Origin of the sequence: Companilactobacillus formosensis, from assembly GCF_005405305.1 — a bacterium.
GTDB lineage: Bacteria > Bacillota > Bacilli > Lactobacillales > Lactobacillaceae > Companilactobacillus > Companilactobacillus formosensis.
In genome coordinates this window covers 185,677-198,625 of the sequence record NZ_BJDU01000005.1, presented here as the reverse complement: position 1 = coordinate 198,625, position 12,949 = coordinate 185,677, and the positions used below count along the sequence as shown (strand labels likewise).

At 33.5% G+C, this 12,949-nt stretch carries 10 protein-coding genes; 5 read left to right on the top strand and 5 right to left on the bottom strand.

The window, feature by feature from the left end; all coding sequences use genetic code 11:
- Positions 1-95: 95 nt before the first annotated feature.
- Together FFM65_RS07495 and gdhA are read left to right on the top strand one after the other, a co-directional pair.
- Positions 96-515 carry a GNAT family N-acetyltransferase gene (locus FFM65_RS07495; protein WP_245954243.1) on the top strand — a complete coding sequence of 140 codons (420 nt, stop codon included), beginning with the start codon at positions 96-98 and terminating at the stop codon, positions 513-515.
- An 83-nt stretch (positions 516-598) separates the two neighbouring features.
- On the top strand, positions 599-1,945 hold the full coding sequence (gene gdhA, locus FFM65_RS07490) for an NADP-specific glutamate dehydrogenase (RefSeq protein ID WP_119318235.1): 1,347 nt from the start codon (positions 599-601) through the stop codon (positions 1,943-1,945).
- A 416-nt stretch (positions 1,946-2,361) separates the two neighbouring features.
- On the opposite strand, the gene FFM65_RS07485 is transcribed toward gdhA, so the two are convergent.
- The gene (locus tag FFM65_RS07485) at positions 2,362-3,546 is read right to left on the bottom strand and encodes an MFS transporter (protein WP_162897965.1); all 1,185 of its coding nucleotides are present in this window, start codon (positions 3,544-3,546) and stop codon (positions 2,362-2,364) included.
- A 259-nt stretch (positions 3,547-3,805) separates the two neighbouring features.
- On the opposite strand from FFM65_RS07485, the gene FFM65_RS07480 reads away from it, so the two are divergent.
- The gene (locus FFM65_RS07480) at positions 3,806-4,444 is read left to right on the top strand and encodes a GNAT family N-acetyltransferase (RefSeq protein WP_119318237.1); all 639 of its coding nucleotides are present in this window, start codon (positions 3,806-3,808) and stop codon (positions 4,442-4,444) included.
- A 134-nt stretch (positions 4,445-4,578) separates the two neighbouring features.
- Here the strand turns inward: FFM65_RS07480 and FFM65_RS07475 are convergent, their stop codons facing one another.
- Complete coding sequence (locus FFM65_RS07475) at positions 4,579-7,005, bottom strand: isopeptide-forming domain-containing fimbrial protein (protein WP_162897954.1); 2,427 nt, start codon at positions 7,003-7,005, stop codon at positions 4,579-4,581.
- A 149-nt stretch (positions 7,006-7,154) separates the two neighbouring features.
- Here FFM65_RS07475 and FFM65_RS07470 point away from each other — a divergent pair, with 149 nt between their 5' ends.
- The gene (locus tag FFM65_RS07470) at positions 7,155-7,910 is read left to right on the top strand and encodes a hypothetical protein (protein WP_119318239.1); all 756 of its coding nucleotides are present in this window, start codon (positions 7,155-7,157) and stop codon (positions 7,908-7,910) included.
- 227 nt (positions 7,911-8,137) lie between these two features.
- Here FFM65_RS07470 and FFM65_RS07465 read toward each other — a convergent pair whose 3' ends face one another.
- Positions 8,138-8,974, bottom strand: coding sequence for an SLAP domain-containing protein (locus FFM65_RS07465; protein ID WP_137610108.1), 837 nt, complete (start codon positions 8,972-8,974; stop codon positions 8,138-8,140).
- Between the two features lie 207 nt (positions 8,975-9,181).
- Here FFM65_RS07465 and FFM65_RS07460 point away from each other — a divergent pair, with 207 nt between their 5' ends.
- Entirely contained in the window at positions 9,182-10,342 is a 1,161-nt protein-coding gene (locus FFM65_RS07460; RefSeq protein WP_119318241.1) for an MFS transporter, read from the top strand.
- 366 nt (positions 10,343-10,708) lie between these two features.
- Here FFM65_RS07460 and FFM65_RS07455 read toward each other — a convergent pair whose 3' ends face one another.
- Together FFM65_RS07455 and FFM65_RS07450 are read right to left on the bottom strand one after the other, a co-directional pair.
- Positions 10,709-11,491, bottom strand: a complete 783-nt coding sequence (locus FFM65_RS07455; RefSeq protein ID WP_119318242.1) for a DUF4393 domain-containing protein — start codon at positions 11,489-11,491, stop codon at positions 10,709-10,711.
- Between the two features lie 397 nt (positions 11,492-11,888).
- Positions 11,889-12,746, bottom strand: a complete 858-nt coding sequence (locus FFM65_RS07450; RefSeq protein WP_162897955.1) for a DUF4393 domain-containing protein — start codon at positions 12,744-12,746, stop codon at positions 11,889-11,891.
- Positions 12,747-12,949: the final 203 nt, after the last annotated feature.

Genomic DNA, 12,949 nt, shown 5'->3' with positions numbered 1-12,949 from the left:
AAGAATACTTGATTAAGTGACACCCGGCGGTGTTTATTAACTTCAAAGAGACATTCTAGCAAATAGAAAAAAGGTTGGCAAGTATGATTCGTAAAATGAAAGATTCGGAATTGGAAAAAATCAGTCAGATTTGGCTTGATAGTAATTTGGAAGCACATAATTTTATTGATAAAAATTTCTGGCTTGATAATTATTCAATGGTTAAAGAACAATTCAAAACGGCTGAAATTTATGTTGATGCTGAATCGGAAGTTAAAGGTTTTGTTGGTCTTCAAGATGATTATATAGCTGGTATTTTCGTAGAAAAAAGTTATCGTAATCAAGGTATTGGAAAGAAGCTGATAAATTTTTTGAAGAAAAATCATCAAGAATTGTCGTTAGATGTTTATGACAAAAACATTCGTGCCAAGCAATTTTATGAAAAAAATGGTTTTGAGGTTTCTACGCAGTCAATTGAAAGAGAAACTGATGAAAAAGAATCACGGTTAGTTTGGAAAAAAGTGAATTATGGTTAATTTATTTTTAATTTAAAGTCAATTATTTTAATATTGAGCTATAATGAACAGTAGTTTAATTAACTAAAAAGGTGGTATTTTACATGGCAGATGTCGAAACTTATATTAAAAATTTGAAGGATTCAATTATTAAAAGAGACCCTAATCAACCAGAATTTCAGGAAGCAGCTTTTACTGTTTTAGATACGCTAAAACCAGTCTTAGAAAAGCATCCTGAATACGTTAAGAACAACATTTTGGGTTCTTTAGTTGAACCAGAACGTGCGATTCAATTTAGAGTTCCTTGGCAAGATGATGAAGGGAACTTCCATATTAATCGTGGCTTTCGTGTTCAATTCAATTCTGCCATTGGACCTTACAAGGGCGGTTTGAGATTACATCCTAGTGTAAACTTGAGTATCGTTAAGTTCTTAGGTTTTGAACAAATTTTGAAGAACAGCTTGACTGGATTACCAATCGGCGGTGGCAAAGGTGGTTCTGATTTTAATCCTAAGGGTAAGTCAGATTCAGAAATCATGCGTTTTTGCCAAAGCTTTATGACAGAATTGCAAAAATTTATCGGACCAGATTTGGATGTTCCCGCTGGTGATATCGGTGTTGGTGGTCGTGAAATTGGTTACTTGTTCGGTCAATACAAACGTTTGAATGGCTTCCAAGGTGGAATTTTAACTGGTAAAGGATTGCAATACGGTGGTTCACTTGCTAGAACAGAAGCTACTGGCTTTGGATTGATTTATTTCTTGAATGCTTTGATCAAAGACCAAAAGGATACCTTAAAAGGCAAGACAGTTAAGATTTCTGGTGCCGGAAATGTTGCTATTTATGCATTACAAAAAGCTCAAGAAAATGGTGCTAAAGTAGTGACAGTTTCAGATTCAAATGGTTATGTTTATGATCCAAAGGGAATTGACCTTGATACTGTCAAACAAATCAAAGAAGTTGAACGTGGACGTATTAAAGAATATGCTGATAAGATTTCAACAGCTGAATATCACGAAGGCTCAGTTTGGGATTTCGATATTGATTACGATATTGCTTTGCCATGTGCCACTCAAAATGAGATCAATGAAGATCAAGCTAAATTGATGGTCAAAGATGGTGCCAAATACATTGCTGAAGGTGCTAATATGCCAAGTAACACTGATGCTATTGCCGTCTACAAGCAAAATGATATCATCTATGGACCTGCTAAAGCTGCTAATGCCGGTGGGGTTGCTGTTTCAGCCTTGGAAATGAGTCAAAATAGTGAACGCTTGTCTTGGACTTTTGATGATGTTGACAAACAATTGAAGGATATCATGGAAGATATTTATCAAAAGATTGCTGATGCCGATGCCGAATATGGTTTGAACAAGGATTATCAAGCTGGTGCTAATATTGCTGGTTTTGAAAAAGTTGCTAAAGCTATGTTGGCTCAAGGATTAGTTTAGAATCAAAAAAGAACTAGATTACAATCAATATGGTTCTTTCACAAGTTAGGTTACTGCTAGATGTCGTCGTCCGTTCTGCTTTGTGGATGCTGGAACGTACTGGGCGCAACTTTAAGTCAATTCCAGAACCGGGAACAGTCTTAAAGCTTGACCTTTCACTAAGTGATAAATCGCTAAGTGAAATTTCAGTACTGAGCATCCACAAAGCTGCCACTACCGACTGGAAAACATCTTTTATTATTTATTTCAAGTAAATCAAAATGGCATCAATTCAGATATAGTTGTTAACTATTTGTCTGAATTGATGCCATTTGTTTGATTATAAAAAGTATAGAACCATTTTCTTTGCTATGGAGGACGGCAATATTACAACTAACCTAACTTGTGAAAGAACCTCAATGTAGTCTAACTTTTTTTTATTCAGCAGGTACGATTGGATGTTTTCTAACGATGAAAGTCAAAAGATAAGATGCCGCTAAGATGACGGTAACAACTAAGTATGGATAATGTGTGTTCCAGTCCATCAAAGCTCCAGACATCAAAGGCCCAATGACGTTACCAACACTAGTCAAGGACATGTTCATACCATTGATCAAACCTTGATTAGAACGACTCGATTTAGTTAATAAAGTAGTAATAGCTGGTCTTAATAGGTCGAATGAAGAGAAAATAATTAAAGTAGCGATGATAACTTCGACATGAGTGTGTGCTTGAGTAATCCAGAAAACACAGATAGCACTCAATAAGAAGGCGATACTGATCAGACGCATTTCACCGATTTTATTGATGATCCAGTTAAAGGCAGCAACTTGCAAGATTAAAGAGATAATTCCGTTTAAAGTTAAAACTAAAGCAATTGTCCCCAACCCGAAGTCGAAGACTTGGTTAACATAAATACTGTAAATACTTTCGAATCCTTGTAATCCGAAAGATGAAACTAAAATCATACCGAACAACATGACCATAGGTAAAGTTAAAATTGCCCGAATAGAACCTTTTTCTTGAGCTTTCTTCTCGGCTTCAAGTTCCTCGCGTTCAAGAACTTCTTTATCTTCCTTAAGAAAAATATACGTAAAGATAGCACTGGTGATACTCAAAATACCAGCAACCCAAAATGGTGTTTTATAAGTAATTCCGGCTAAAATTCCACCAAGTCCAGGGCCTAAAATTAGTCCACCACTAAAGGCAGCTGATAGCCAACCAATTACTTTAGCACGATCTTTTAAAGTTGTTAGATCAGATCCTAAAGCCATTGAAGTAGGGATAACCATGGCCGCAGACAATCCACCAATGATCCGAGAAATATTAAAAATAGGTAATGTTGTTGCAACCGCAAAGATGAATTCTGAAATCATGTAAGTAAACAAACCAAAAACAATAACTGGTTTTCTACCTAATTTATCTGATAATTTACCTACAATAGGTGATGCTATAAATTGAGCAAAAGCGAATAATGACGTCATGACACCCATTTGTGAGGTTGTAAAATGATACTGATTTTTAATAAAGGGTGTAACTGGTATGACTAATCCGATTCCCAAACAGATTAAAAAGTTACTGAATACTAAAATATAGATTGATTTTTTGTTCTTCCCCATAATTTCCCTCCCTATAAATAAAATTTTTGAGCATAAGAAAACCGATATACTAAGAGTGCCTTAGCTATCGGCTTTGAACAAGAATCTCACTTTACTGAAAAGCATACTATCATTCTATATCATTGTCTAATACTTTAGTTTAAATTTATTGTTAAAAATATATTACAAAAATGACGTTTGGCATGAAAATAATTTGTATTAGTGGACAATTGGTATAGAAGTGCTTATGATAAATGTATGACTTAATAAGGAGGTCATATTTTTGGATTTTCGGAGCGGCTTAAACAGTGATAAGCCTCAGATAATAAATTTACTAGTAGATTCATTTAAGGAGTACATAACAACTAAGAACATGTTCCAACAAGAATTTCGTTCTAGTGCTAAGTTTGATAAGTTACTGCGTAAGTACTTTGAACTTGAAGTTAATGTATTCATGAAAAAAGGTTTGGTTTATGTTGGAGCTGACGGAAAGGGAAAGCCTAGGGCAGTTGCTCTAATTGAATTTAATCAAGGTAAGCAGATTAGCAATTGGGATTATCTTTCAATAGATGGTTTAAAATTGTTGCCAGAAATTATCAAGAATGGATTCAATGGTTTCAATGCATTCGATATCTTTAAGTTCGAAGATCTTTTTGATAAAGTAAAGGGTAAGAAAAAATGTGCTGTTGAATATTTGGCTGTCGATAAGAAATTACGTGGTCAAGGTATCGGTAGTAAGATGCTCAACAATCACATTAGCCCTTACGTGAAAAAAATCGGTTATAGAAACATAATTTTAGAAACGAATACGCAAAAGAATGTTAAGTTCTATAAAAAGAATAATTTCTCCGTTCGCTCAGTTAAGAAAGTTAATTTGAGCCATGGGGATGTTAAAGATTGGGTTTTAGCTAAAACAATTTAAAATAAAAAAGTCGCTCACACACTGTGAACGACTTTTTTTATAAAAACAACTAATTCCTACGAACTAAGAATAACAAATTGCCTAAAAAGTGTTCTTATTCTTAAGGAAACTTAATTTATTTTAACAAATCTTAATTAGCTGGTTATGTCATCGACCATAGTCCAAGTGATTTTTCCCTGATAATTTCCAGAATTAGTATTTTGGGGCAATTTGAGTTGCCAATCTCCGACACCAACATAGTCAGTTAAATTAATGTTTTCTTGATTATCAGTATTTTGGAAGGAAGCTGTTCTTATAGGAATGCCATCACTGGAAATGGGTTGCCAAGTGCCAGTATCTTCATATGAATTATTTCTTTGTTTAATGAATAAGAGATTAGATCCATCTTCAGATAATTTATTACCATTGTTATCTTGCAAACCATTTAGATTATTATTGTATGAAACGTAGACATTAAACGGCTTAGTATCAGGATGTGATACGATCAGTTCGCCATTAGTGCTGGTATTTTGTAAGGTTTTGCTTTGTCCGGTAAAGTTAGTCGTACCGAAATCGATTAAAGTAGGCACTTGAATAAAGCCGTTGATATTTTTAACGTTCAAGTCAGCACCATTTGAGACCATTTCTCCCGTGGCCTGTCCACCAGAAGTAGTTCCGCCAGTTACAGTTGCAGTATTAGTAATTAAACCAACGGAATTAGCAGTAACAGTTGCTGAAAATTTAATTAGGACCGATTCACCTTGTTCAATCGCATTCATTCCCGTAGAGATTATTTTTCCATCATGATTTTGAGTACCTTGGTAATAATATTCAGTATCCTTTGGTCCTTTAACGTAAACACTTGAATCGTCAACTTTTAACCCGGAAGGAATGGTATCTGAAATGGTTGCACCCGATTGTAAGTAATCTTTACTGCCAGAATCTATTTTATATGAAATTAGATAATCAATGACATCGCCTTTTTTGCCCTCGGTACTATTTTTAAAGTCCGTATCACTAGATTCATTTTTAAGCTGTTTTGTGAAGGTAGATGAAAATGAAGGCTTTTCTACAGGGATATTTACTGAAGCATCGATAGTTTCTTCTGTTGACCCGGCAACTTCTTGATCTGTGCCGTAAAATTCACCAGTATTTTTCAAATTGCCGCTGGAATCAAGATTATCAATAGCATCGGCAGTAATGTTAGCTTCAAATGTTACGGCTTCGGCTTGGTTATCAGTTAAAGATTGTGCAACTGGAATAGTTAGAGTCCTTGACGATGAATCATAATCGCTAGGATCCATAGCAACTTCAGTACCATTATCGAAAACTTTTTTGATTGAATTAGGATCAATTTGTAAGCCTTCAGGAATTTTATCAACTAATTGTCTGTAATACCAATCGGCATTGTACCCGTTGTTAACAATATTAAGGGTGAACTTTAATTTATCATTAATATTATTTTTTCCAGTATTGTTAGTTTCGTTTTTATAGGATTTGCTGGCATGCATTATAGAATATGGTGATTGAGTTTCACCAATGGTTGATGAATAGTGTGCAACTTGATTGTTTGCTAAAGTTGTTTTATCCCAACTTAAGGAATAAGCAGAATCAGTAGAATCAATAATTTTATCACCATAGTTCAGATTTCTTTTTTCATCACCATTACCATCAGAATCATAACGGTCAGCCCAGTTAGGAGCATTACTTGCTCTACTTAAAGCAACATAGTGTTGGAAACCATCCTCAGTTTCGTTAGTAATGGATAATTTATAATCTCCGGCGGCAATGAAGATTCCATGTCCATCACCTAAATCTTGGATGGGAACGGCGTCAGCTGCTGAATTTGTAGCAAGTCCCAGTTTTGTATCTTCGCCAAAAAATACTTGGAAATCTTGAGTTGAGCCGGAAACGTTTCTGACGTACATTTCTCTTTGAACTAAATTTCTATTCGTTGAAGAAGGACGTAAGATTAACTCAATAACAAAATTATAATTGTCTCGCTTAAAATTGCCGGCAATCATATATGTATAACGTCCCTCGCTGTCTTTAGAAAAATAATAAGATTTATCAGTCATTTTATTCCCTAAAACAGACATAGTATCTGATTGAACTTTAGAGTAAACACCTGGTTTGGCAATCAAAAAATCTGGTGAGGTCATAGATACACCTTGTTTACGACTATTCATGGTCCCCGAAGTGGCAAAACCTTGAAAGGTTGAACTAATATATTTATTAGATGGATTAATTAAAAAGACATTCATCTTTGAATAATACATATTTAATGCACCCATAACTTCAGAATCTTTGACCATCGTATCATCTGAAGTATTGGCGGTATAGTTATTATTGGTGTCCGTTGTTAAACCAAAACTATAACCTAGCTTTAAGCTTGGGGTTAGTTGAATTGGATCAGAACGGGTAACTGAACCTTTAGACCAATATGAAACTCCGTCATCTATTCCATCATTATTTCCGTCAACAGTTGCAGCGTTAACTTGACTGAAAGTCGTTAGAAGAATAAACAATGCAGTAAAAAAACAAATTACAGTGTATTTTAATCCTATTTTTAGAGTTTTCATTTTTTCACCCCTAATACGTAAACCTTTACATACTTCAGGGTTATTATACATTTTAATATAAATAAAATGATTATATTTATGAATAAAATATCAAAATAATGTAAAATATCTTTGTTTAGATTTATTCATTATGAAAGGATAATAAATCAATGGACTTTACAGGCAGGGTTTCAGATACAAAGATGACCTTTAATTTGGAAAAATTAGGGACGGTCAATTATTATCAAGCAATTCCAGATCAAGTGAATGAAGAATCGATATTTATCGTTATAAAAAATTACGAAGTTATCGGTATAAATTTGGGAAGTTTAATGAATGCCAAAGATTGTGATGGGATTGTAGAATTGATTTTGCCAGAAAATATGATTCCAGCTGATTTCTTTTACTTTTTAACTAAAGAATTAACTAGTTATGGTTATATGATGAATGTTGAATATAAGATGGCAATTTCTCAAGAATCTTTGAACGTTTATCAAAATTATTGGGTAAAAATTGCACCGTTGATGGCTATGTTTGGTTTGAAGAAACAAATTAAAAAGCGGACTAAGGCACGCCATCGTTTTGTTAAAGAATTATCCAAAGTACCATTTTCCGTTGATTATAATGGTAGTAAGGCTACCGTGTATTGGAACAGCCGTAATGAATTGATTGTCAAAAAAGGCGCTATTTTAGTAGACAAAGCACCGTTAACAAAAGCCGGAATCGTTGGTTTTGCAGGAAGATTTGGGATGCAATTACGCCAAGAGCACGTTGATGCCATTCAGGATAATGTTTTGATTAAAGATGTTCACTTGCGTAGCGTCAATGAAGTAGGGACTTTCTTGTATTTTGCTGGGACTAACAGTTGGTTACAGTTGATTTCACCTGAAGGTAAGACTTTAGATGAATTGACAATTGTTAAATAAAATTTTGGAAATAAAAAGGCTCTTCGGGATAAAATTTTCTCGAAGAGTCTTTTTTTAAATGGTATCTTTTGGCTTAGCACCACAGTAACTATCGCAGGCACATTTTTGTTCGTCTAGCATTTTGCAATGGCATATTCCATCACTTCTTGAGCAAGGGCAGCCATCGTGACAGACCATACCTGCATGACAGTAAGGATTTTTTTCAGGCATGATTTCTCCTTTAGTGATTATTTGTTGATGCTAGTTGCAAATTCAGCAATGTATTCTGAATTGTCTTTCAAATTAAGACCACTGTTGATTGTAACGTCGCCTAACCAGACATATTCGTTAGTAGCGATTTCACCCCAATATGAACCGTACTTGTTAACAACTAACTTAGAAACTTTCCAAGCAGTACCGGCAGCAAGTGTTTGACCATAGGCATTGTCAGCGTAATTGTAAACCTTTGTTGCAACATTAGTTGTAGCAATTAGGCCGTTGTTTGGCATTGGAATAGTAGGTGTTGTGTTGGTATTGTTGTTAGTGTTTGTATTTGTATCAGTTGAATTGATCTTTACAGCCAAAGCGATTACATATGCGTTAGTTGCAACTTGATAGTAGTCGTTGCCATCAATGTTCTTTGTTTCGCCGAGTTTCCATGATGAACCAGCAGGAAGAACTTGACCAGTAGCGTTTCCGTCGGGATCAACTACTTTAGCAGCATATGATAAAGTACCAATTTTACTTGTATCGGTAGTTGTATCAGTATTAGTATTGCTGTCTGTGTCAGTATTTGTTGAATCAGAATCTATAACGGTAATATTAGTTGAAAGAGCATATTCATCTGTAGCAACTTGATAATAAGTGTTGCCGTCAATGTTGATGATCTTACCTAATTGCCAATCAGTATCCTTAGCAAGAGCTCTATTTTGAACAGCGTTACCAGTGGAATCGACTAAAGAAGTGATACTGTTTGTACGTCCGACTAATTTAGTAGCAGCTTGAGAATCTTGTTGTGATAATGAAAGCACAGTTGGTGCTAATAAAATTAAAGCTGAAGTGATAAAAATGTTTCTTTTTTTCACGTTTTTTTCCTCTTTTTGTGTTTTTTGGTACACAACTAGATTATATATTACGAAAAAATTGTTACAAGTCTAGAAATAAAAATAATTGTGGATATAATATTATTTTTGATTGCTTTATAATTATTAGTAAATGTTCTAAAATCAAAGCATTCTAAGGGGGATAAATGCTTGTTGTTAGGTAATGCAGGCATTTTTGGGGATGAATAAATGAAAAAAATTACTGCAAAAGTATTAGTCTTAGGGACGATTATTTTGTCATGTGGAGCTAGTTTCATGTGGCCAATAAATACAATTTTTATTCACAATTATTTGCACAAATCTTTGGCTGTGGCAGGAATTGTCTTATTTTTTAATTCTTTATGTAATTTTATTGGCAATTATATCGGTGGAAAGATGTTTGACCGTTTGGGTGGTCATAAAACAGCTTTAATCAATGCTTCAATTGCTTTGCTGGCTTTAATAAGTTTGATAATTAATCATGATTGGCCCGCGTTTCCAATCCTTTTATCGATGTTAGGTTTTGGTATCGGTGGGACTTATACAGTGATTAATTCTTCAGCAGCTTTTATAGAGGGAATTGATCGGTATAGAGTTTTCAATAATATTTATATGGGTAGTAAAACGGGTAGTTTGATTGGAACGGCCATTTGTAGTGTCATTGTGGGTATTCAAATAGGTTTGGTATTTGTGGCCGATTTTATTTGCGTACTGAGTTTTTTGGTTATGGCTTATTTCCTATATAATGATCATTCAAAACTTGTCAAAAGAGAACCAACTAAAAAAATTCCTTTTAAGCGAAAATTAACTCCTGGAATTGGTTGGGTAATTTTATTTCTAGGTATGACTTGGATAGTTAATTCTCAATGGGGAAGTAATATTTCCACTCATTTGACCGAAATTGGGGTACCAGTTGGTAAATATAGTTTCTTGTGGACAATCAATTCTTTGATAGTGATTGTTTTCTTGCCACTTATCAATCATTTTGCTGGAAAGCGAGATTGGTTTAAGAAGATTCAAGTCGCTTTAGGTGTCGTATTGTTTATTGTTGCTTTAGGTTCTTTAATCGGATCTACACACTATTTGTCCTATGCGGCCGGGATGGTATTCCTAACTCTAGGCGAGATGTTAGTTTATCCAACCGTGGCAGCTTTAGTAAGTGAAACTACGCCAAAAAGTGAGTCAGGATTGTATCAAAGTATCGTCAGTATGTCGGAGAACTTTCCTAAAGCGATTGGACCATTTCTTGGTGGAGTTTTGATTGAAAAGAGTTCCTATAATACGATGTTTTTGTTGGCTATGGTTATGTTAGTTTTGTCGTTGTTTGTGTTGTGGCGAGCTTATAGGAAGTTGGTTTGGGATGGAAATTAATATAAAATGAATACTAAAAAGGAGTTACTTGTAAGTACAGAAAAATCGGTGATAGTCGCTTGTACGTGCTTAATACAGGAGTGTCTTATAGATGATGACACAAAGCGGCAATGTAATATCAAATAACTCAGAATTCATTCGATTATATTTCAAATACCTTCCGTACTATTCTTCTGTCCCTCCATAAGCAACTATTCTACATTGCATTCTTTTGACCATTGTTTAAAAGAACTTAAACATTTTGGGATTCATATGTATAGATATTATCATTCGTTTTTGGTGTACATCAGCGTCGGTTGTATTTTTCATTACAATTTTTGTGAATAGTATCTCCAATATAAGAAAACGCTCTTAGTATTTTTTAAATTAATGATTAGCTTTACAAACAAGATTTATGAAAGAAATTCCAAAAGCAGTAAATTGAATGAACCCTTCTGATGAACTGGCACTAGTCATATTATTTATTGCATTGGCTGATGATTTATATTCGTTAGATAAAACTACGTTTTTATAAAAGTTTATTCCTTTTTGCATAGAAAGTTTTCTGTCGAATATTATTTCAATGATTCCTAGCGAGGATAAAACATTTAAAGCAGAATCATTATGTATTAATTCAAATGGTTCATAGTTTGGGGAGACAAAAATATTTGATTGTTGTTGGATATCCGGATTATTACTTGATCTAAATATGAATTGAACCGCGGGAAAATTATTCATAGTACTTTCTGACATACTTTTTAGAAATTTTGCATCATCGGGATTTAACTGTGACAAGATTGATGAATACCTTGGTGATACACACTGATTAGATTTACTATCAAGAGTTGATTTTATTAGTTCAGAAAACATTTCTTGTAAGGTCTCAGAATTTAATTGATATTTTGAATCTTCAATTTCTTTCATAACTAACCCAAGTTTAGAGGAGTCTTTATTTTCATCAGGAATTTCATTTAATTTAGTGGCAATTTTTTTTTGATATTCATCTAATTTGTATTGAGTATATATTCCTAGCTTAGTTGGGTAATATAGGACACCTGAAAATAATCCACCCAAGGCTTTACCTATGGCGGTAGCAGAAGGGTGGCCTAAGTCGTTGATTAAATCCTTAAAAGGTTCTAAGTCTTTTGGATCAAATCCATCATAGTTCATATACAATACCTCGATTCATAGTATAATGAGTGATTTAATAAACAATATTCATAAAAAACAAGCAGATGATGAATACAATTCAATCAGTGGTATGAGACCGTATAATCAGTATTCGGACAACAAGTTAGTAGAAGATAATTGACACACTTATTGATATAAGCCGTAGTAACAAAAGATAAATTTAGATTTAAACCAAATAGTTTTAATCTAGCTAAATATAATGTGGTAGCCATTAATTTAGCAAGTAGTGCCACCCATGATTTCTTATCTGATGATATGAGTTAGAAGACGGTAATGTGAATGATTAATATTAATAGCGTTGCTTAGTGTTAATCGATTAAAGAACCAGAATTATGATATCCGACCAATGGGGATAGCAATTTGTGGTTTTAATTAACTATAAACAAACAGAAGTAAAATCAGTCCCGAAAGAGGTAAATTGTAGTACCCCCTTAACCATACTAAGTTTAGTGGGATAGTATTTATTTAATAAAGACTCAGGCGCTAGTATACTTTGAACTAATGGATTTTGGTTCTGCTTAGAATATTCTATGGTTCTATTTACACTATTATTTGATTCATCAATCTCTTTTTTTGCTTTTAAATATTCTGGAGAGCTTTTAAAAAGTTTATCATAATCAACATTTTTAGTATTTATATAATCTTCACTAACTAAACCTAAGCGTTGAAGATTGTCAATGGATGAGGGTAACTGTGGCCGAAGTTTTGAGTCAATATTAAAATCATTAGAAACAATATTTGAAAATAGTGTATTGTAAGATCCAGTTTTCATGGTGCTTCGTAATTGTATTAATGGTATATTGATTTGTTTTGAAAATTCTTTTAGAAACAATGCATCTATAGGAGACATTTGTTTAACTATTTCTACAAATGAGACTCGTGTAATACCATCTTTTCTAGAGTCCATAGAACTTGCTATTAATTTTTCAAACATATTTCTAACAGAATTATCTGTAACATAATATGTAGACGCTTCTAGAGCAGGACCAGCTATAGATAATTCAGGTTCATGTAAAAATTTCTCTGGGATCTTTGATGTTTCATTCGTAATTCCAACTTTATATTCTTCAATAGCATCGTGATTTTTAAGTTCAGCAATTTTTCTAAGTCTATCAGTTCTATAGCCAATGCTTGAATACCATATGTCTTCTAGGCTTTTTAATGGTCCGTCAAAAGCTTTCGCTATAATGCCACCTGTAGCTCCAGATAAGAGTGTAGTAAATGTAGGATCCATATTAATCATCTCCAAATGTAATTATAAAAATTATACAATAGAAAGCAAATTTAAAAGAGATATTAACACGTGATTGTTAGCAAATATTTTTATCGAGGGAAGCTGATTCATTTATAAAATTTGAGTTGGAAAAGAAATTTAGAATGTAAAGTGTTATTGATTAATTTTAAATTATGTAATGTTACTTAAATACAAGTTAAACT